This is a genomic window from Micromonospora sp. KLBMP9576 (genome assembly GCF_050941805.1).
Classification (GTDB): domain Bacteria; phylum Actinomycetota; class Actinomycetes; order Mycobacteriales; family Micromonosporaceae; genus Micromonospora.
This window is the reverse complement of sequence record NZ_CP194567.1, coordinates 2,578,554-2,600,137: the sequence shown is the minus strand read 5'-3', so window position 1 is coordinate 2,600,137 and position 21,584 is coordinate 2,578,554. Positions and strand designations below refer to the sequence as shown.

The 21,584-nt window shown below is 65.6% G+C and carries 11 protein-coding genes; 6 read left to right on the top strand and 5 right to left on the bottom strand.

Features of this window, described 5'->3' with window-relative positions; genetic code table 11:
- Nucleotides 1–600: 600 nt before the first annotated feature.
- The 3 genes from ACQ452_RS11655 to ACQ452_RS11645 form a co-directional block, all read right to left on the bottom strand.
- The gene (locus ACQ452_RS11655) at nt 601–1,740 is read right to left on the bottom strand and encodes a 5-methylcytosine restriction system specificity protein McrC (protein WP_433393044.1); all 1,140 of its coding nucleotides are present in this window, start codon (nt 1,738–1,740) and stop codon (nt 601–603) included.
- A gap of 1 nt (nt 1,741) precedes the next feature.
- Nucleotides 1,742–3,256, bottom strand: a complete 1,515-nt coding sequence (locus ACQ452_RS11650; RefSeq protein WP_433393042.1) for an AAA family ATPase — start codon at nt 3,254–3,256, stop codon at nt 1,742–1,744.
- Between the two features lie 153 nt (nt 3,257–3,409).
- Nucleotides 3,410–6,082: a DEAD/DEAH box helicase gene (locus tag ACQ452_RS11645; protein WP_433394107.1), complete on the bottom strand. Its 2,673-nt coding sequence runs from the start codon at nt 6,080–6,082 to the stop codon at nt 3,410–3,412.
- 199 nt (nt 6,083–6,281) lie between these two features.
- On the opposite strand from ACQ452_RS11645, the gene ACQ452_RS11640 reads away from it, so the two are divergent.
- Genes ACQ452_RS11640 through ACQ452_RS11625 form a run of 4 tightly spaced genes read left to right on the top strand, consistent with a single transcriptional unit; the run spans nt 6,282 to nt 17,598 of the window.
- On the top strand, nt 6,282–9,710 hold the full coding sequence (locus ACQ452_RS11640; protein WP_433393040.1) for a helicase-related protein: 3,429 nt from the start codon (nt 6,282–6,284) through the stop codon (nt 9,708–9,710).
- A 22-nt stretch (nt 9,711–9,732) separates the two neighbouring features.
- A complete protein-coding gene (locus ACQ452_RS11635) occupies nt 9,733–12,534 on the top strand; it encodes a DUF1156 domain-containing protein (RefSeq protein WP_433393039.1) in 2,802 nt (933 codons plus the stop codon).
- Nucleotides 12,534–14,216: a DUF262 domain-containing protein gene (locus ACQ452_RS11630; RefSeq protein ID WP_433393037.1), complete on the top strand. Its 1,683-nt coding sequence runs from the start codon at nt 12,534–12,536 to the stop codon at nt 14,214–14,216. Before ACQ452_RS11635 ends, ACQ452_RS11630 begins: the two co-directional genes overlap by 1 nt.
- A 1-nt stretch (nt 14,217) precedes the next feature.
- Nucleotides 14,218–17,598: a Swt1 family HEPN domain-containing protein gene (locus ACQ452_RS11625; protein ID WP_433393035.1), complete on the top strand. Its 3,381-nt coding sequence runs from the start codon at nt 14,218–14,220 to the stop codon at nt 17,596–17,598.
- 149 nt (nt 17,599–17,747) lie between these two features.
- Here ACQ452_RS11625 and ACQ452_RS11620 read toward each other — a convergent pair whose 3' ends face one another.
- Nucleotides 17,748–18,695, bottom strand: coding sequence for a phosphotransferase (locus ACQ452_RS11620; RefSeq protein ID WP_433393033.1), 948 nt, complete (start codon nt 18,693–18,695; stop codon nt 17,748–17,750).
- A 29-nt stretch (nt 18,696–18,724) separates the two neighbouring features.
- A complete protein-coding gene (locus ACQ452_RS11615) occupies nt 18,725–20,098 on the bottom strand; it encodes a hypothetical protein (RefSeq protein ID WP_433393031.1) in 1,374 nt (457 codons plus the stop codon).
- 570 nt (nt 20,099–20,668) lie between these two features.
- Here ACQ452_RS11615 and ACQ452_RS11610 point away from each other — a divergent pair.
- Together ACQ452_RS11610 and ACQ452_RS11605 are read left to right on the top strand one after the other, a co-directional pair.
- Nucleotides 20,669–20,914, top strand: a complete 246-nt coding sequence (locus tag ACQ452_RS11610; RefSeq protein WP_433393029.1) for a hypothetical protein — start codon at nt 20,669–20,671, stop codon at nt 20,912–20,914.
- A gap of 457 nt (nt 20,915–21,371) precedes the next feature.
- Complete coding sequence (locus tag ACQ452_RS11605) at nt 21,372–21,530, top strand: FxLD family lanthipeptide (protein WP_393404515.1); 159 nt, start codon at nt 21,372–21,374, stop codon at nt 21,528–21,530.
- The last annotated feature ends 54 nt before the right edge of the window (nt 21,531–21,584 follow it).

Sequence of the window (21,584 nt, the reverse complement as noted above, 5' to 3'; positions counted from 1 at the left end):
GATTGCCCGATTGCCCGACGCCGTGCTGACCGTCTGGGCCGGCGGCACGCTTCCTAAGTCTGTCGTTGACCCGCCCGCTTGGGGAGCGGGCCGGCGCCCGGCCTGCCACAGCCCGCGAAGCTGGACGTCCTTTCTTACGCTGGCGGGCCGGACGGTGGTCTGCTCGGCGTGTCCGGGTCAATGGCTGACAGTGCGGCACCACCGTCACCACCCGCGAAGCCGGCGGCCGCGGACGGCCTCCTCCATCCTGGAGCCGGAGCGCCATCGCCAGAGGCACATTAGCCGCTACCCACGCGACACGTCAGCGCATTGACGCACCGACGCACACCCCCACGTCGCGCTCGAAGGCTCTACATAGGGCGGCCGATCGCCCGGTTGTGGCCTCCGCCTCCGCCGTTGGAATCCCTGCTTCCGACCGGGCAAGTAGTGTACTCGGCGAGCAACCGGACGTTGTGCCGAATAGGCAAGCCAGCGGTCGGACGACAGCTACTGGGTCACGGCGCTATGCGACGGCGCGGCGGCTCGTGGCTTTCCCACGATGGACCGCAGTGCTGGCCGTAATGCGGCCGTCCTCGACACCCGTCCAGCAGGCTGCGTAGATCAGCCGTCCTGGATGGCCGTTTCCTCGATGGGAACGGCGATAGCCTCAACCACGACGTTCCCCATCGTCATTTGCCTGCTGAGCGTCTCTGTTCCCGGGTAGACAAGCGCAGCGTGGTCCACGCACAGCCGGCTGGCATAGGTGAAGAGTTGATACAGCTCGGCCGCATTTGGCCACTCTTTCCAGGGCCGATACTTCGCGTCGTAAACGGCGGCTGGCCGGCCGCCAAGCTCTACGACATAGTCCGCCCGGGCTCGCCTTGCCGGGCCAATATCTACCAGGGAGATGGGATATTGGCTGTGCACCACGGCTTCCGGCTGGTGGGTCCTGAGCCACCGTCCGACGTAGCTCTCCCAGACCTTGGTCATGTTAAACAGCACGCCGACTCCGGCGACGCCGCTACCGTCAGGTAGCGCGGTCCGGTGATCGAGGACGAGCCTCGCCAGGTCATGGATCTCCCTGTACCGCGCCGGCAGCATGGGTAGCTGTCGGCTCCCATCCTCTGCTGCGTTGATGTTCCGAAATACAGGCGCGAGTTGCCGTAGCCGGGCTTCGAGTTGCTTGTCCTGGTAGGTGAGCTGGCAAAGCTTCCCGTGCGCGGAAGCGATGAGCCGGTTGAGCTCGATGTCCGCGGTAAGACGTTTGGTCGTCGTGACGAGACGATCGGCACGGCCAGCGTGGGCGTTCAAATGTGCGGTGACAGCGGGGACTCCGGCATACGGGGGTCTGGCCACCGTCGTCTGCTTGTAGCCCTTGGCCAGGCCCTGTCCTGCTACTCGCTCAGCCTCCCGGACGAACGCCAACGCGATGAGGTCCATCAGACCAGCGCCGCCCTGGGCCGAAGTCGCGCCGTGGCGTAGCAACGCTGCCTTGCCACCCAGACCGAGCAGGAGAGCCAAGTCGCGGAACGCGAATCTACTTGAGATGTCAACGACACGGCCGCTACGCAGGCGAAACCTGCCCACATATGGCCCTGGCTGGATGTCGTACACCCCTACTTGTCCGGTGGGCGCGAGCCGCTCGACGACGCGGGGCTGCTGGGTCTTGTCCGCACTCCCCCGAGTCAGGCTCGAAAGTTCGTAGGCCTCGTCCTGGCTGAGCTGGATGGTGCGCGTCTCGTATTCGGTGAGCTCGATCAATTCAGGCGCGCTCCGCGATGAGCGCCCGGACATCGGTGTCGAGTTGCTCAAGCTCGCGAGGCCGGTCGAACCAGTGCTCCGCCAGATACGGTCGGAGCTGGTACGACCAGATCCGTTCTGCCGTTGCCGCGTCGAGGCCCTCCGCCATCCAGTACGAGTGACCAGGGCTGACAGGCACGTCCAGCCCAACGCGGTCTCGGATCAACCGGAACAACCCCAGCGCCAGATCCTTGTTGGCGCTGGGTCGCGCATCGGCCCAACTGCTCAGCACAGTCTCACTCGGTAGCACCGGGAAGGCGTGGAACCTGCGACGAAGCGCGAAGTCCAACAGGGCCAGGCTTCGATCTGCGGTGTTCATCGTTCCCAGCACAAACAGGTTCTGTGGGACGGACATCCGCCGCTGCGAGTACGGCAGGGTGACCGGTGAGTGACCCCGATACTCCAGGAGGAACATCAGCTCACCGAAGACCGCTGCCAAGTCTGCACGGTTCATCTCGTCGATGACCAGCACGAAAGTCTGGTCCGGCGCCTGCTGCGCGCGCTCGCACAGCTGAGAGAAGACACCCGGGCGGACCCGATAGCTCAGCGCGCCGTCGGCGCCGACCTCCGGGCGCAGCCCTTCGACAAAATCTTCGTACGAGTAGGCCGGATGGAACTGGGCAAGTTCGATGTGTTGTGACGAGCTGGCCAGGTGGCGGGCCAGGAGCCGAGCGATGTAGGTCTTTCCGGTACCGGGGGGACCGTGGAAGACGGCTTGGCGCATTCCGGTGGTGAGCGCCGAGACCCACCCGTCGATCTTTTCTACCGGTAGGTAGCAGGCTGTGGCGACCTCCTCCGCCGTCATCTTCGCCTCGGTTGAGCTACTCACCGGCATTCCGTTGCTGGACTCACCAGTGGCGTCCAGCAGCGACAGTAGGTTTTCCGGGCGCGCCCTGCGCATCATCTCCGTGAGGATCGCGTCGGCCTCCTGTGGCGTTACACCATGCGTCTGTCGCCAGGCTCGTAAATCGGCGCAGAATGCCTCATAGCTATCCAGGCTGTCCGCTCGGTATGACGCGCCTGTTTCGGTCGCCAGGCCGTCCATGGTCGCGTTGATGCATATGCCGAACCGCTCAGGGTCGCGGAGGTAGAGCAGGAAGCTCGGCAGTGACGATCCGGCACCGGGCAGGATCGAGCGGTCTCGGAACATCTGGCCCAGCACCTTCAGGGCGTCTTCGATCGATCCACGCCAGAGCGGTACGAGCGTCTGGTTGAAGCGCCTGGGGTTGCGGCCGAGCTTGGCCATGATCGCGCCGGTGAAGCCTGGCGTGAAGCGGTCGAATCGAGTCCGTCCGGCCTTCTCATGCTGGTTGAACAGCCGACCGAGCTCGATGATGTGCTCGGTGGACATGAAGCCGAGATGCTGATTGATGAACCGCCGCGCCGCTTCCTCCGCATCACGCCGCGACTGCACGAACCGCAGGCCAAAAGCTCGCCGCTTGTCGTTGATGATGTGCTCGGTCGTAGCGTCGATCACAGCCGCTCTTTCTCCTAATTTTGTCAGGACGGCAACATTCGGTGTCCGCGTCTGCGACAGCCGTACTGCGAAGGGCCCGCCTCCTGCCAACGCGCCAGGGCAGCGACGTGAGGCATCGACCGGAAGCACGTGAGCTGCCGGCGACAGTTCCGGTCACTCAACTCCGACGGTCTTGGCAGATGCACGTTCGAAGAGGCGCTGGCGCTCGGCAGCCAAGACCGCTCGGACGAGCTCCGCCTCGGACAAGTCCACGGCCTCCGGGCTCGAGTCAGCCATGTCGCTGACCCGGGCGAACTCGTCGAAGATCCGCTTCTTTCCCGCCAGCAATTCGGTGATTCGTTGGTCGACGCCGTCCTCGGACAGGAGCCGGTGGACCTGCACAGACTGCACCTGTCCCATGCGGTGCGCGCGGGCGATGGCCTGCGCCTCGGTCGTCGGCTTGAGCTGCGGTTCACAGATGACGACGACGGACGCGGACTGGATGTTGAGCCCGACGCCGCCGGCCACGATCTGGGCCACCAGGACGGCGCCGTGCCTGGCGGACGAGAACTGGTCCACCATCTGCTGGCGTTGACCGGCTGGCACAGAGCCGGTGAGTGGGCCGAACACCGGCCCGGGCAAAGATCGGGCCACGAGGCCGAGTACCTCCCTGAAGTGGGAGAACACGATGACCCGGCGCTCGTTCTCCTCCGCTTCGCGGACAATCTCGATCAGGCGCTGCATCTTGGTGGACTGGGATCCTTCGAGCATTGCCGCTTGGCGCATCTCCATGAAGTTCCCGCGCTCGACCGCGCCTCGATACCGTGAGCTGTCCGCTCCTGAGAGGGGCAGCCATTCCTCGACCTCGATAAGCTCCGGGAGTTCGGTGAGTACGTCCTCCTGGTTCCGGCGCAGGTACGCCGGCGCGATCTGCCGGCGGAACGTCCGCGGTGACAGGTCGCTGGCGTCCACGGTGAGATCCGGGCGTACGTAGGAGGCCAGGTTGCGGAACTCCTCGACCTTGTTCTCGAGCGGGGTGCCGGTGAGCAGAATTGCTCGCTCCGATCTGGCGACGAGTTGCTTGGTCCGGATCGTCCGCTGCGCTTGAGGGTTCTTGATGTAGTGGGCCTCGTCGACGACGACACAGGCCAGGTCGTGGAGGTCCCGCAGCGCGGGTTCCCACCACGCCAGCGTCTCGTAGGTGGTGATGGCGATACCGCCATCGCGCATCCATGTCCGGGCTGCACGATCGCGCTCCGGTCCGTGGACTCGGCATGCTCGCAGTTTCGACTTGGCGGCGACCTCACGCACCCAGTTGGTCACCACTGCGGCAGGACAGACCACCAGGAAGTGAGTCTTGCCTCTGCTGCGCAGGTGCGCGAGGACCGCGATCGCCTCGACGGTCTTGCCGAGACCCATCTCGTCCCCGATGATGACCTTGCGCTGCACGAGGGCGAAGCGGGCTCCGAAGCTCTGGTAGCCGCGCAGCGACGCCGTCAGGTGTTCGCCGTTGAGCGCCTGGTCGCGTACCGCCTGGATGATCTCTTCGGGGAGGTCGCCGTGCGACGCGTTTTCGTCTTCGGTGACGAATCCCAGCTCGGCGAGCATGGAGAAGTAGTCGGCGGGTCGGGCGAGGAAGTCGTCCCACGGGTCCGCGCCGACGTTCCTCCGGCCCGACGCTGACGACATGCCCAGCAGTTCGGCTCGCCGTTTGACGATCTGGATGCTCTCGGTGAGTCCGGCGGCGGCGAGTTGCCTGGCCGGAATCACAAGCAGGTGAGTGGTCTCGCTATCGATCACTGCTCGCAGCGGTGCGAGTTCCGAGGCACGTTCGAGGTCCGCAGCCGCACCTCGAGTCTGCCGGCACGAGTCCCATTCGGCGAGGCAGCGCAGCAACTTGGTGGTTTCGGGGTGACGATGGTTGATGTCGATGCGGACTGGCATCTCGTCGTACGTCGTCTGCCAGAGGGTTTGTGCTGCGCCGAGCATGCGCCGAGCTGAGGTTTCGCCGACGCCCGGCAGCGCCTGGAGGGACCAGCCGCAATCCAGCACCCCCTGCACCGTGCTGACCCCTGCACCGGCGAGTGGCCCCAGCCGGAGGCGATCGCGAGTAGCGGTCTTCAACGCGTCCACAGGCATCTCGTGCAGGATCCGTTGGACCTCGGCGCGCCTCACCTTCTCACCGGCGTCGCGGGCCGCCGACCTGTACGAGGCTTCGCCTGCGACGACCTTCGCGATGGCGTCCAGCGCTTCCGGCAGCCCGTCGATGACTGGCCGGTCCAGGATCTCGGGTGCCGGGCCGGTCTGCCCGGAGACGAGGTCGAAGCGAAGTGCGGGGTCGAGCAGCGACTGGAACCCGAGCCGTCGAGGATCGACGGGCGCGGTGAAGACGCCGAGCCGTTCCAGTCGACTAGGGCCGTCGCTCCGGAGGAATGCCGCATGGTGACGACGCAGGAACTCGCCAGCCATCTCTGCCGATTGCTTCTTCGCCGACCCGGTGAAGAAGCGGCGCACCCCGAGTATTGGTGCGACCTCGGTGACGGCGCGGGGTGCGTCCGCCGTGAGCAGGTGCAGCAGCGTACGGTCGGCGGCGGTCAACGCGGGGAGGGTGGTGCGCTCCCAGAGGCGCCTGACGACCCCGGCGTCACTCATTCGGAGGGTGAGTACGCGCCAGGCGGCCTGGCCGGCCCGACCAACCATGACGCTTCGTGACCGCAGGGTCTTTTCGTCGCGGCCGGCTGCGTCGCGGACCGTCTGGTGCCAGTCCTGCACGTCCTCGGCACGGTGGCTCCACTGGCTGAAGTCCGCCGCGAGGCGACGAACCTCTTCGCGCTCCGTCTTGTTCATGCTCACCGCAGAGATCGAGGGGGGGGTTAGGGACGGTATCGTAGTGCACCCCTTACTCGAACAGGACTCTCCGAAGGCATCTGTCGGGAAGCCGACGCACGACAAGTGCCGCACCTGCCGGTCTGTGCGGATCTTGAGCTGGTCAGTAGTGTCGTTCTTCGTCGGTAAGCGCTGCGGGCTGTCGAGCTGGAGGTGACTGGTGCGGCTTGAGGATCTCTCGTCCGGTCTCCGGGTGGCCGGTGTGGTCCCTGGCGAGATTGTCTCGGTGCTCGCCGCGCAGTGGCACGGCTCCGATGCTGTTGAGCTGACCTACAAGACCCTTGACGGAAGCCTGCGTCAGCAGGTGCTCTTCCGCGCCGACGAGCCCAAGCTGAGCCTCTCCGACGCGGGCAGCCGTCCGTTCGACGCCGATGCTCAAGAATTTCGACTGGTCGCGGAAGCACAGCGAATCTCCCTGGCCGGGTTGTTCGACCCGATGCTGGCGGTGGCGACGAGCGACGTGCAGCCGCTGCCTCATCAGATCCGCGCTGTCTACGGCGAGATGCTCGACCGTATGCCCCTGCGGTTCCTGCTGGCCGACGACCCCGGCGCCGGTAAGACGATCATGGCTGGTCTCTACGTCAAGGAACTCCTGCTCCGCGACGACGTCAAGCGCTGCCTGATCGTGGCGCCCGGCGGGCTGGTCGACCAGTGGCAGGACGAACTGTTCTTCAAGTTCGGCCTGCGCTTCGACATCCTCACCACAGCCATGGTCGACGCCGCGTTGGGGTCGAGCGTCTTCGAGCAGCACCCGCTGCTCATCGCACGCATGGATCAGCTCGCGCGCAACGAGGCTCTGGCTGCCCACATCGACGACGCCGAGTTCGACCTCGTCGTCGTCGACGAGGCCCACCGGATGGGCGCGAACTACTTCGGCGGCAAGCTGAACAAGACCCGACGCTTTCAACTCGGTGAGAAGCTGCGCGACCGCACGCGCCACCTGTTGCTGATGACCGCCACCCCCCACGCGGGCAAAGAGGAGGACTTCCAGCTCTTCCTCACTCTGCTGGAGCGCGACGGCTTCGAGGGCAAGTTCAAGACCGGCGTACACAATCCGGACACCAGCGGGCTCATGCGACGCATGGTCAAGGAAGACCTACTCACTTTCGAGGGCAAACCGCTTTTCCCAGAACGTATCGCCCAGACCGTGCCCTACGAGCTCACCGCCGACGAGCAGGATCTCTACGAACGGGTCACTGAATACGTACGCGAGGGGATGAACCGGGCCGCACGGCTGGACGACAAGCGCCGCAACACGGTCGGTTTCGCGCTCACGGTGCTCCAGCGGCGCCTGGCCTCCAGCCCTGAGGCGATCTACCAGTCCCTGGTCCGACGCGCCGGGCGGCTCAAGCGTCGCCGCGACGACCTGATCCACGGGCACGGCGTCGGTGACGACCCGGCCGCGATCAACCTGCGCGACCTGGACAACGACGAATACAGCGCCGAAGAAGTCGAGCGGGTCGAGGAGGAGTTGCTCGACGCTGCCACCTCCGCACGCACCATCGAGGAACTCAACGCCGAGTTGGCCGACCTCGACGAGCTGATCCACATCGCCCAGCGGATCCGTAACCTCGACACGGATCGCAAGTGGGTCGAGCTGCGCAGGATCCTCGAGGATAACGAGCTCATCCATCCCGGCGCCGACACACCACGCAAGCTGATCATCTTCACCGAGCACCGCGACACCCTCGACTACCTGGCCCGCAAGATCCGCTCGCTCTTCGGCAAGCCGGACACGGTGCAGGCCATCCACGGCGGTGTCCGACGCGCCGACCGCCGCGCCATCACCGAAGAATTCACCAAGAGCCCCGCCTGTCAGGTGCTCCTGGCCACCGACGCCGCCGGCGAAGGCCTGAATCTCCAAGCCGCCCACCTCATGGTCAACTACGACCTGCCGTGGAACCCCAACCGCATCGAGCAGCGCTTCGGCCGCGTCCACCGCATCGGCCAGACCGAGGTGTGCCGCCTCTGGAACCTCGTGGCCGCCAACACCCGCGAGGGCGAGGTGTTCACCCGGTTGCTGCAGAAGGTCGAGGAACAGCGCAAGGCGTACGGCGGCAAGGTCTTCGACGTCCTGGGCGCGGCCTTCGACGAGACACCGTTGCGGGAGCTGCTGATCGAAGCCATCCGCTACGGCGACCTCCCCGAGACCCGGGCCAAGATGGAACAGGTCATCGACGAGTCGGTCGCCCACGGTCTCAAGGAGCTCCTCGAGGACCGCGCACTCACCCATGACGCCATGTCGGACACCGATCTAGCGCAGATGCAGCGGCTCATGGAGGAAGCTCGTGCCCGCCGCCTGCAGCCGCACTACATCGAGTGGGCGTTCCGCCTGGCCTTCCAACGCCTCGGCGGTCGGCTCGCCAGACGTGAGCGTGGCCGCTACGAGATCACCCACGTGCCCGCGGCCGTGCGCGCTGTCACCAGACACGGCCCGGTCGCCACCCGCTACGAACGAGTGACGTTCGAGCTCGACTGCATCGATGTGGCCGACAAGCCGCGCGCCGACCTACTCGCCCCCGGGCATCCACTGCACGACGCTGTGGCTGAGCTCACCATCACACAGCTCCGACCGATCCTCGATCGCGGCACCGTCCTGGTGTCGCCAAAGATCGAGGAGCCGTCCCTGTTGGTCGGCGTGGTGGAGGAGGTCGTCGACGGCACCGGGGAGTCGATCTCCCGCCGCTTCGGCTACGCCTACGTCGACGCCACCGGCCAGGTCAGGCCCGCCGGCCCGGCACCCTACCTTGACTGCGTGGCTGCCCCGCGTACGCCGGCTGTGGCCGCAGCGATGAAGCTGGCGTGGCTCGGTGAGGCCGAGGCCCGCGCCCGGACCTGGATCATCGGCCACCAGCTCAAGGACTATCTCGCCGAGGTCTCGCCTCGCCGGCTCACCGAGATCGAGCGCACCCGGACACGGGTTGACCAGCGGTTGGCGCACGAGTCGAATCGGCTCATCGGCGAGGCAATGGCAGCCCAGGAGAAGGAGCAGGTCGGCGCGAAGCCGAAGGAGAGCTCCGACAGCCTGATGCGCAAAGCACAGGAACTCCAGATCCGCCGCGAGGCGCGGCTCACGCTGCTCGACCAGCAGGCCCAGTTGGCCACCAAGCCGCCGCGCATCATGACCGCCGCGCTCGTGCTGCCGCTGTCGATGGTCAACGCCGAAATCCCGGCCGACGCTCCGATCCACGCCAAGGAAACTAAGGCCGTCGAGCGGCGCGGCATCGAACTGGTTCTCGCCACCGAGCGCACGCTCGACCGGGAGCCGCAGGAGCAGGCCTTCAACAACCCCGGATACGACATCCTGTCCATCCCGGCCGACGGCAGCCCCTCGATCCGCATCGAGGTCAAGGCACGCATCGAGGGCGCCGAGGACTTCTACGTCACCCACAACGAGGTCGTCACCGGCAAGAATGCCGTCCCCCACTACCGGCTCGCCCTGGTCACCGTGAGCAAGTCAGGTCCCGTTCACGACCAGGTACGGTACGTCGCCGAGCCCTTCACGGGCGTCGACTTCGGTGATCTCGCTGCGACCGGCATCCGGGCCAGCTGGGCGAAGACCTGGACCGCCGGCACCGCACCCTTCTGAGTCACAGAGCAAGAGGAAGTTGATGAAGCGCAAGCTGATCGAGGTCTCCCTCCCCCTGGAGAAAATCAACCGCGAGTCGGCCCGGGAGAAGTCGATCCGCCAGGGCCATCCTTCGACCCTGCACCTGTGGTGGGCCCGCCGGCCGCTGGCCGCAGCGCGGGCGGTCTTGTTTGCTCAGCTTGTCGACGACCCGTCGTCGCATCCCGACAAGTTCCGCACCGAGGAGGCGCAGCGCGCCGAGCGCGAGCGGCTGCACGGCATCATCGAGGAACTCGTGGTGTGGGAGAACGCGCGCGACGAACGCGTACTCGCGAAGGCCCGTACGGAAATTATGAAGTCGTGCGATGGCAACCCTCCACCAATCCTTGACCCATTCGCCGGCGGCGGCACTATCCCCTTGGAGGCGCAGCGGCTGGGCCTGGAAGCGCACGCTTCGGACCTGAACCCTGTCGCAGTTCTGATCAACAAAGCCCTCATCGAGATCCCACCGAAGTTCCGAGACCAGTTGCCAGTATTTTCCGGCTTGTCCGGTTCCGAGATCCGCACCTGGAAGAACTTTCAGGGATTGGCTGCGGACATACGAGCTTACGCTGCATGGATGCGTGATGAAGCCGAGAAGCGAATCGGTCACCTGTACCCCAAGGCTGCCGGCACCGGAGGAAAAAAGGCAACCGTAATCGCATGGATCTGGGCGCGCACCGTAACCTGCCCCAACCCGGCGTGCGGCGCGGAAGTACCGCTCCTCTCCACGCTCGATCTGAGCACGAAGCGAGGGCAGGAGGTCTGGCTTCGGCCGGTCGTCGCAGAAGGTCGTGTCGACTTCGAGCTCGAGACGGGTCGTCGACGAGCGGAGCCAAACAAGCGCGGACAGGGCGCAAAGTTCGACTGCTGGGTATGCGGGTCAGCAATCCCTCCAGCCCACGTACACGATCAGCTAGATGTTAAGGAAAAGCCGCCGCACAGACTTCTAGCAGTCGTGTCGGCAGGAAATCGGCGGCGACTCTATTCAAAGCCAACCCCAGCAGACCTAGCGGCCGCGCGGGTAGCCACAACAGCGGCTCAACAAATTCGCATCACTGACACTGCGTTGAACGCAGAGGGGCGGGGAACGTTTGGCGGGAATGCACAGGGTAAGAGGTATGGCTTTTTTACCTTCTCAGACTATTTCACGGATCGCCAAATCGTTGCGCTGACTACCTATAGCGACCTTGTAGGCGAGGCTCGTGAGCTGGTACTGCGAGATGCGCTGAAGGCCGGCATGACCGAAGACGGAAGACTTGAGGCTGCCGGCACCGGAGCCGAGGCGTATGCGGATGCTGTAGCGACCTATTTGGGGCTGGCAGTCAGCAGGACTACAGACCTCTTGAACGCGATTGTGACCTGGTCGAGCAGCCGGGACCAGGCTCGGAACCTGTTCGCGAGACAGGCCATCCCCATGGCATGGGACTTCGTTGAGGTTTCACCTTTCGGCGGCGCTGCGGGCGACATTGCTATCGCGACATCAACGATGGCCAAAGCCCTGGAAGCATTAACACCCGGACCACCGTCGCACGCGAGTCAGCAGGACGCAGCGACCCGCACATTTGCGAATTTCGTTATCAGCACAGACCCACCTTACTACGACAACATCGTATACTCTGACTTGGCCGACTTCTTCTACGTATGGCTTCGCCGCTCCTTACGCCACATTCACCCTCTCCTACTGAGCACGATGCTTGTACCCAAAGCTGAAGAGTTGGTGGCGAACCCATACAGGAATGGCGGCAATGACCGCGCCAAGAAGTTCTTCGAGGATGGATTCCGCAGGGTATTCGCCAATGCGAGGGCTGACGCAACTCCAGATTTTCCGATCACTGTGTGGTACGCGTTCAAGCAATCCGAGATTTCGGACGAGGGCACAGCCTCCTCTGGCTGGGAAACCCTCTTGGATGGCATGATCCGCAGCCGCTGGACGATCACTGCAACGTGGCCCAGCCGAAGCGAGCGGAGCGGCAGGATGGTCGCCGTAGGTACCAACGCACTCGCATCAGCAATCGTGTTGGCTCTACGACCTCGCCCCGAGAACGCGCCCACGACCGATCGCCGAGGACTTATCTCGGCACTTCAGGCCGAATTGCCGGATGCCCTACGCAAATTGCAGCAGGGCGCGATCGCCCCCGTAGACCTTCCACAGGCGGCGATCGGCCCGGGGATGGCAGTGTTCAGCCGGTATTCCAAGGTGCTGGAGCCGGACGGCTCCCGGATGACGGTGCGGTCGGCGCTGACGCGCATCAACGAGATCCTCGACCAGGTGCTAAGCGAGCAGGAAGGCGACTTCGACTCCACGACCCGGTTCGCGATCGCCTGGTATCGCCAGCACGGCTACGACACCGGAACGTTCGGCGACGCCGACAACCTGGCCCGCGCCCGGAACACCTCCGTGGAGCGGATGGACCGCGACGAGATTCTGACCAGCCGTGCTGGCAAGGTCACGCTGATCAAGCCTGCCGACACCGCGGCCGACTATGACGTGCTCGCCGACGACCACACCTCGACGTGGGAAGTTCTGCACCACACCATGCGGATCCTCGAGACCGAGGGGGTCCCGGCGGCCGGCGGGTTCCTGGCGACTGCGCAAAATCGTCCGGACGGCGCCGTGGACCTCGACCTGGTGAAGGAACTGGCGTTCCTGCTGTTCTCCGTCGCGGAGAAGAACGGCTGGACCAAGGACGCTCTCAGCTTCAACGCCGTCGCCCAGTCGTGGGGTGACGTCGTTGACGCGTCCAAGGCCGCGCCGGCAGCTCACCAGCAGGGCGAGTTCGAATTCTCCGAGGAGGACGACTGATGCCGCTGAAGGCACACGAGCACCCACTGAGGAAGATTTTCTCGGCGGACTTCGACTTCGCCATCCCGCACTATCAGCGACCCTACGCCTGGGGCACAGAGCAGGCGTTGCAGCTCCTTGACGACCTTGAGGACGCGCTCGTCCGGGACGCGGCCGAGCCGTACTTCCTCGGTTCTCTTGTCCTGGTCAAGCCGGATGAGAACACGCCGCAGGCGGACGTCATCGATGGCCAGCAGCGTCTGACGACGCTCAGCATCCTGCTGGCCGTCCTGCGGGACCTCGCCGAGAACGACGAGGCCGCTGTCGTGCTGCGTCACATGGTCCTAGAGCCGGGGGTGGCTCTCGACGGTATCAAGGCGAAGCCGCGTCTGTTGCTGCGCGATCAGGACTCCGGGTTCTTCACGACGTATGTGCAGACCCCCGGTCGGCTGGACGATCTGCTGACTCTCAATGACCATGCGCTGGCCAACGACAGCCAGCGGGCCATCCGGGACAACACCAGCGCCTTGTGGGGACGCTTGTCGGACTGGACCGACGAGAAGCGCAGCGCCCTCGCGACCCTCGCACGCAACCGGACCTTCCTGGTGGTTGTCAGCACACCGGACCTGGCCAGCGCCCACCGAATTTTCAGCGTGATGAACGCCCGAGGTCTCGACCTCGAACCGTCCGACATCTTCAAGTCCGAAGTGATCGGCTCCATCGACGCAGCTCAGCAGCAGGAATACGCGAAGGCATGGGAGACCGCGGAACAGAACCTCGGCCGTACGACGTTCGCCGACTTGTTCCTGCATCTGCGGATGATCGTGGCAAAGGCGCGCGGCCAGCGGGAACTGCTGATCGAGTTTCCCCATCAGGTGCTCAACGCGTACACCAAGACTGGCAAGGCCACGGCCTTTGTCGACGACATGCTCATTCCTTACGCCACTGCGTACGCGCACCTGCTGAACCAGGACTATGGCCAGCACGCCCCCGCCTGGTCCCAGGTCGACGATTGGCTTCAGCGCATGGTCCAGCTCGACAACAGCGACTGGCGCCCGGCGGCGCTGTGGGCGCTGCGCAACCACGACGACGACCCCCTGTTCCTCGACGCCTTCCTGCGTCGGCTGGAGCGGCTCGCCGCCAGCATGCTAATCCGACGCGTTTACACCACTCCTCGGGTAACCCGATACATCGAGCTGCTCAAGCAGCTCGACTCCGGCGCCGGCGTTGGCGCGGCGGCCTTCGAACTCACCGCCGACGAGCGGGAGGAGACGCGGGAACGCCTTGACGGGGAGCTCTACAAGGTGCAGCCAGTGCGAAAGTACGTGCTGCTGCGGCTCGACGAGTTACTGGCGGGCTCTCCTGGAGTCTCCTATCAGCACAAGATCATTAGTGTCGAGCACGTGCTGCCGCAGAGACCGCGTGCCGACAGCCAGTGGGTCAAGGATTTCACCGACGAGGAGAGAGCCTTCTGGACCCACCGCCTCGGGAACCTCCTGCTACTCAACCGGGCCAAGAACAGCTATGCGCAGAACTACGACTTCTTGACGAAGAAGACGAAGTACTTCGATCCTGCGGCCGGCGTCACCGGCTTCGCCCTAACCACCAGGGTGATCACAGAGCCAGTGTGGACGCCGGAGGTGCTGGAGCGACGGCAGGCCGAGCTCACGGGAATTCTGGTCAAGGAGTGGGAACTCAACTGACATGGCAATCTCGAACCGCGACCGCATCGGCCAGATGTTCGACGCGCTGTCCCCGGCGCTGAACGACTTCATCACGAGGATCCTGTCTCCACAACTGCCGCAGGGCCACGAGTGGACGCAGCTTGTCGCACTCAAGGACTCTAAGAACGGCGTCTCGGGTAAGGCCTACTCGACGACCGACCCGCAGCTTCAGCTGCGCATGCTGACCGAAAACATCCCCCACCAGGTCAAGCCCGGCTGGTTCCCGTTCGACGGCCAGCTGTCGAAGCTCCAGCAGTCCTACGCCAGTGAGTTGCGCGACGTGCGCAACGGCTGGGCACACGGGTCCTCATTCAGCAACGACGACGCCTACCGGGCGCTCGACACCGCGGAACGGCTGCTGTCCGGCATCGGCGCGTCCGAGGCGGTGACAGAGGTCGCCAAGATTCGGCTGAACCTGCGCCGGGTCACGGCGGAGAAGGACGACCGCCGTACGCTCAAGGCCGCCGCCGAGACGGCTGACTCGACGGGGCTCCGGCCATGGCGCGAGGTACTCCGACCGCACGACGACGTGGCAACCGGCAACTTCCAGGCCTCTGAGTTCGCCGCCGACCTCTTCAAGGTCGCCCAAGGGCAGGCCGGCAACGACTACGCCGACCCGGTGCAGTTCTTCTCGCGTACCTACCTGACAGAGGGTCTGCGCGACCTCGTCGACCGCGCGGTCCGGAGGATGACCGGGGACGACAACGCCTCTCCGGTCATCAACCTGCAGACCAACTTCGGTGGCGGCAAGACCCACTCGATGCTGGCGCTCTGGCACCTGGCTGACGGCACACCCCTCGGGTCCTTCCCTCAGGACACGCAAGACCTGCTGGGGCCACTGGGCTACGACACGATCAAGGACGCCAACCGAGTCGCCATCGTCGGCAATCACTTCGCCCCTACCGGTGAGACCAAGCCGGACGGCACCGTGGTGAGAACCGTGTGGGGCGAACTCGCCTGGCAGCTCGGCGGTGCGGAGCACGGTGCGGAGGCGTACGCGATGGTCGCGGACGCCGACCGGGCCGGCACCAACCCCGGCCGAGCACTGCACGACCTGCTCGCGGCGTATTCGCCGGCGGTCATCCTGATCGACGAGTGGGTGGCCTACGCTCGGCAGCTACCCGACCATCCAGAAGAGGCGACTACCGCCGGCATCACGGGCGGCACGTTCGACACCCAGTTCACCTTCGCCCAGTCTCTGACCGAGGCGGCCAAGGCAACCAGCGGAGTGCTGCTGGCAATCTCGATCCCCGCCTCCGAGACAGGAAAGGACCCCAACGAGGTCGTCGCTGGTAACGCTGAGGAGGTCGGCGGTCGCCGTGGCCTTGAGGCGCTGCAGCGGCTGCAGAACGTCGTCCGCCGGGTCGCCGACCAGTGGCGGCCCGCTTCTTCGGACGAGGCCTACCACATCGTCCGGCAACGGCTCTTCGTCATCCCCGACGCGAACGCCCTGGCCTCCATCGGCGCCACGGCACGAGCGTTCGTGGAGTTCTACCGCAAGCACAGCGACGAGTTCCCCCGTGAGGCCCGGGACGGGACCTACGAGGACCGGATCAAGCGGACCTACCCGATTCACCCGGAGCTGTTCGACCGGCTCTACGAGGACTGGTCGAGCCTCGAGCGCTTCCAACGGACACGCGGTGTACTGCGCCTGATGAACACCGTCATTCACGCCTTATGGGTGGGGGAAGACAGTGGTCCGCTGATCATGCCTGGGTCGATTCCGCTCGCGACCTCCGCGGTGAACTCCGAACTCACGCAGTACCTGCAGGACTCGTGGAAGGCGATCATCGACGCCGACGTTGACGGCCCGAACTCCGAACCCACCAAGATCGATAACGAAAAGCCGCTGCTTCAAACCCGCCGGGTCACCAAGCGGCTGGCCCGGGCCGTCTTCTTCGGCGCCGCTCCGACCATCGGCTCAGCACACAAGGGCCTGGAGCGTCAGCGCGTCTTCCTCGGCACCGCGATTCCCGGTGACATCCCGGGCAACTTCCACTCCGCGCTCTCCGCCCTCGGAGACCGGGCAACCTACTTCTACTCCGGGTCGGGGAAGTACTGGTACGACCTTCAGGCCAACATCACCCGCCGGGCCAAAGACCAGGCCGAGCGGCTGCACGTCGAAGAGGTCTGGGCCGAGGTGCGCCGCAGGCTCGCCGACCAGGCCCAGCGGCGCGGCGACTTCGCCGGCGTGCACATCTGTCCCGAGGACAACGGCGACATCCCCGACACCGATGAGGCGCGGCTGGTCATCCTGCACCCCAAGGTCACCCACAAGAAAGGTAACCAGGAGTCCAGCGCCATGAAGTTCGCGCGGTCCGCGACGGACCAGCGTGGGACCGCCCACCGAGTGCACCGCAATATGTTGGTTTTCCTCGCAGCCGACGTGAACCGCATGGAGGAACTGGAATCGGCGGTGCGGGACTACCTCGGGTGGTCGCACGTACTGGACAACGCCGACGAACTCGATCTCACCCAGAATCAGAAGAACCAGGCGACGGACAAGAAGCGGCAGGCGCAGGACACTGTCAACTCGCGGCTGCTGGGTGCCTATCACTGGGCGCTCGTGCCGGAGGCACCTAACCCCGGGTCGCCGTTCGTCATCACCGCCACCAAGGCGGAGGGGCAGTCGACGTCGCTAGCAGAACGCGTGTCGAAACGGCTCGGTGCCGATGGAGCCTTGGCGACCCAGCAGGCGGCTGCGGCCATCTCGCTCTGGCTCAACCGTCTTCCGAAGCTGTGGGAAAGCGGTCACGTCAGGGTCGGTGACCTCTGGCGCCAGTACACCACGTACCCCTACATGCCACGGCTGAGGGACAGATCGGTGTTGGCCCGGGGCGTTGCTGACCAGCCGCTGCTGTGGCAGCAGGAGGGCTTCGCTGCTGCCCTCTCCTTCGACGGGGAACGTTACGAGGGACTCAAGCTGCCCCCGGAGGGTGACTTCGGCCAGGTCACCGATGCCACTCTCTTGGTCAAGCCAGAGGTAGCGCTCGCGCAGCGACAGCGCGAAACACCCCCTGAGCCGGAACCCGAGCCGGGGCCCGGCCCGGGACCCGGACCTGGGCCTGGGCCCGGTCCTGAGCCGGGGCCTGGCCCCGGTCCCGGACCAGCACCAAAGCCGAAGGTCGACTACTTCTTCGGGAGCAAGACCCTCGACGCAACGCACTACGGACTGGACTTCAAGAAGCTGATGGACGAGGTGATTCAGCACCTGACCGCCTCGCCTGGTGTCAACTTGAAGCTCCGCGTCGAGATCGAGGCCGAAGCCGCTCACGGCTTCTCGGAGTTTCAAGTTCGCACGATCTCCGAGAACAGCAGCGCTCTCAAGTTCGACCAAGCTGGTTTCGAAGAACAGCACTGAGTGACGGTCCTGGCACAGAAGCGCCCGTCGGCAGCGACCGCTGCCGACGGGCGCAACATCGTCCGGATTGCCCTGCCTCGCTGGGCAGCCTCAGCCCCGTTCTGGACTGCCTCAGGGTTGAGAATGGCTGAAAGGCAGGTACACACCTGCTACCGGTGGCGACGCCATGTGGCCTCGAAATCGTTCGCGAAGAGGGATCGAAGCCGGTGGGCGAGCTCACGAGCTACGTCGGGACGGCCGGCAAGGGTGTCAATTGTGCTGGTAACGAGCTGCAGTTCCCGAACGCGGCGCAAAACCGGCCAGCCTGCCCAGGCGGTGAGGTCAACTCCGTAGGCGTCGACGAAGCTTTGGTAGTCCGATGCGGGGCGCCCGAACCGGGTAGCTCCGTGGGCGGTCGGCACGAGGTCCCACTCCCGCGGACCGATACACATCCCGTCCAAGTCGCAGAGCAGAGGATCCGGGCGAGCGGCCGCACCGTCACCTGGTGCCGGCAAGAGAATATTCCCGGTGTGTGCGTCTCCGTGTATGACGCCCGGCTGCAGCCGCCACGCGACCCGATCGAGATCCTCTTCTGCCTCGTCGCAGCGCAAATAAAGATCGCGCAGCAGGTCGGCAACGGGGACCCCCAGTTCCGTCCTCGACCATTGCTCCAGCTCAACGGCATCCTCGGGTGGTAGCGCTGCGGTAGCGCCGAGACGCCGGCGGAACTTCTCAATTGGCGACCACTGTGGCAGCGCTATATCGAGCCGATCGAGGCTGTGGAGTACGCGTAGCGGCGCGGCCAGGTCAACCGGCTTGGGCTCGTCGCTGACAGTCGGGACGTACTGCCATGCCGTTGCGACCCAGCCCTCGCTGAAGATCGGCTGGGACATCATGCTAGAGGCCAGCCGCACCGTAGGCATGCCGGCCTGCTCCAGAGACGCCGCGACCGACACCACTCGGCGGGCAAGTGTCGCAGCGTGGGGCCCGGCAGCAAGTCGGATCACAAACGGCGGTGCCACGAACACCGCATTCATCGTGTATTTGACGAGCCTGGCGTCATTTGGGTCGACGCCGATCTGCTCGCACACGTGGCCCAGATGGGTGCGGAGTTCCAAGGCGACAGCGTCGCTAAGCGCGGTAGTCATCAGACCGCCTGCAGCTCCGCGATGCGACCGCCAAGAGCAGCGAGCGCGGGCTCCCGCTCAACTTGCGGCGCGGCAAGCTTCCACAGTGCGTTCAGACGATCGTTGACGCGAGCCGATCGCATTCCGTCCGCCACCAGCCCCACCGCCTTCGTCCCGTACTCGCCAGCGGTAGCGAGATCACCGGCCAGAATACTCGCCGTGGCGACCGAGATCGTGTCGAAGATGAAGGACCGACGATCTTGCGGTCGGCGCAGCCGGACCGCCTGGTGGGAGTGCTCAGCTGCGCCGTCGACGTAACGCACGTGCTTTGGGTGGCGGGCCAGGGCGGAATAGACGACGGCCGAGATCCCGTGTACGTCGGCTTCGGTCAGCGCAAAGTGTGTCCAGTCCGGTGCGGTATCCGGGTCTGCCTGATCGAGCTCGCACCGTGCGCGGGCCAGGCTGTCGACGACCTGGTGGTCGGTGCCAAGAAGCGCGTAGGCCCACGCGGAGTTGGCGTGAAGTATGCCGACGCTGGCATGACAGCCAGCCTGCTGCGCCGCGAGCTGGCCGAGACCGAACAGTTGAAGCGCTTCGGCCGGTTGTTCCTGGTGCAGGCTGACCCGCCCGAGGCGATACAGCGTGTTGGCCAGCAGCGGCAGCGAATTGGTCTGTCGCGCCAAGACGAGGCTCTGGGTGAGATGTCGACGCGCCAGGTCGTGATCGTCGAGATCATGCGCCACCCAACCCACGAGGTTGTGTAGCTCCGCGAGGGCAGCCCGCAGCTCGGCAGCAACGACCTCGTCGCACTGCGCTTGCAGAAGCTGCGTCGCCCACGCCACGTACCCGCGCGCGGATTGAAGGCAGCGCCCTCCTCCGGCAGCGGCATCGAGCCTACGGTGGAAGGCGGTGACAGCACGGACGGTGGCTACTTCGTCCTGGCCGACGGCGACCGGGACGGCGACCTCCTGAGAGCTGGGTAGCCACCGCTCTACGCCGGCGGGTATCGCGCCTACCGCGATGCTCGCCACGACGCCGAGCAGCTCGCGAGGATCGAGCGGCGCCGCACCTCCGGCCTGCCCGAAGGACGCGCCCTGCCGGTGGTGAAGAGCGTGTTCGTCGAGGGCGAGCCCCATGTAGTGGCGCGGGATGCACAGCCCTTCGGCGATGCGCTCCAGCACGGAGTAGTCGGTGACGATGCGGCGCCCCGCGGCAATCTCCGAGACTCGGCTGGCGCCCAGACCGGTTGCGGTCGCGATGGCGGACCAGCTGAAGCCGCGTTCCTTGAGGAAGCCGAAGACCGCTCCGATGTCGTGGCGAGCGAGGTGTACGCGAATGCTGACCCCGCGGTGATTGCCCTCGTGCCACCACTGCGGCCTGACGACCCGCTGCATGGGTGGTCACTCCCTCCAACTGCGGATACTGCGCACAGTAGTCGGCCGCCTGCCAGATGTCCGCCCCTGCCGCCGGTTCTGCGGCCCGTCGTCTCACCGTGAGAGGCCCACCGTGAGGCGCTCACCGATGGCTAGCTGGCGACAGACCGCACCGGCCAAGGTCGTTGGCATGCCAGTCAGTGACCGTCGCCACCCACGGGTTCTCGCCCAGGGTTCGGCGGCTAGAGCGAACGAGCTCCGGCGCCAATGCGACGGCCGTCATGAGGCTGGCCTGGACGGGTTCGGGGTGGGTGCTGTGCAGGAGGCCCGCTCGCCTCGGACCAGTGCGCGGTCGGAGAGCACGCAGGCGTTGACCCGCGACGTCTGCAGCTCTCCCGCCCGCGCACGCCGGAGGTCTGTGCTGCTCGGGATCGCCGTCCCCCGCGCCATCCCGCGCCGGACCACCGGTGCCGTGGTGGCGTGCCGGTGCCCTCGTGCGCCGGCACGCCACCGCGAACCACTCAGCACGCGGCCACTTCCACAGGCCGCGGAGCACCCGCGGTTGCACACCGAAGCTTTCAGGAGCGGCTCATGACCGGCCAGTACCCGACGGTCCCGCGTCGGTTCGCCTTGGTGCGCTACCCCGACGGCGATGACACCCGGGTGGTCATCGCCTGGGGTATCGAGCTGCCGGACGGTTCCGCCGTCTCGCTGAGCACCGAAGGCCAGGCGATCGCCGTCTGCAGCAGAGCCGCCCACTGCGAACGCATCCACAGCGCAGAGCTGGTCTGGATAGACGGCGGCCTCGGTGACTTCGCAGCGGACAAGTCGTCATGATGGCCGCCGTTGGCGTGGCCAAGAGCCAGTACGCGCGGCCCCGTCCGGAAAGCGACTTCCGTGCGACCGCGCAAGTGGTCCTGAACATCCATCAGGACGACGAGCGCTTCTGTCTCGGCTGCTACGTCTACTTTTGCCAGCTCAAGCCTTTCCCCTGCGAGTACTACTCCTGGGCAGCACGAGTGCTCGCCAGCTACCCGAAACCAGCGCCCTCGATAGGCAGAGCACCCGTTCGCGATCGTCGGCTTGGTGAACCTCGGCCCATCCCAGCACCTCGGCTGGTGCCGTCAGGAACCAACTCGCCTCCGACAACGCGCTGGTCATCCACTTGGCGTGGCACCAGGACCGTCGGCATCTCGATCTCCGCCTCAACCGGCGGTAGCGGCGACCCCAAAGACGCGGACGCCGAGCTTCAAGACGGGTCAGGGCGACCCGCGGAATCTACAAGGAGGAACACATGGCGATCGGAACGCTGGAGCTGAGCGCGACGGCCAGTGACGACGAGTTCGACCTCGACGTCAGCCTGCTGGAGGTGGCGGATCTCGCCGGTCTGGTCAACCTGACCGACGACGGCTGCGGCAGCACCTGCACCGCGTGCACCACCAACGTCGCCTGATCAACGGGCTCTGAAAGGCCGGCCGGCGCCGCCACGACGGTCGGCGCCGGCCGG

Bases quoted from the DNA above. Each gene is read 5' to 3' on its own strand.
- ACQ452_RS11645 (WP_433394107.1), bottom strand. From the start codon at position 6,082: ATGAACAAGACGGAGCGCGAAGAGGTTCGTCGCCTCGCGGCGGACTTC.
- ACQ452_RS11635 (WP_433393039.1), top strand. From the start codon at position 9,733: ATGAAGCGCAAGCTGATCGAGGTCTCCCTCCCCCTGGAGAAAATCAAC.
- ACQ452_RS11630 (WP_433393037.1), top strand. From the start codon at position 12,534: ATGCCGCTGAAGGCACACGAGCACCCACTGAGGAAGATTTTCTCGGCG.
- ACQ452_RS11625 (WP_433393035.1), top strand. From the start codon at position 14,218: ATGGCAATCTCGAACCGCGACCGCATCGGCCAGATGTTCGACGCGCTG.
- ACQ452_RS11615 (WP_433393031.1), bottom strand. From the start codon at position 20,098: ATGCAGCGGGTCGTCAGGCCGCAGTGGTGGCACGAGGGCAATCACCGC.
- ACQ452_RS11610 (WP_433393029.1), top strand. From the start codon at position 20,669: ATGACCGGCCAGTACCCGACGGTCCCGCGTCGGTTCGCCTTGGTGCGC.
- ACQ452_RS11605 (WP_393404515.1), top strand. From the start codon at position 21,372: ATGGCGATCGGAACGCTGGAGCTGAGCGCGACGGCCAGTGACGACGAG.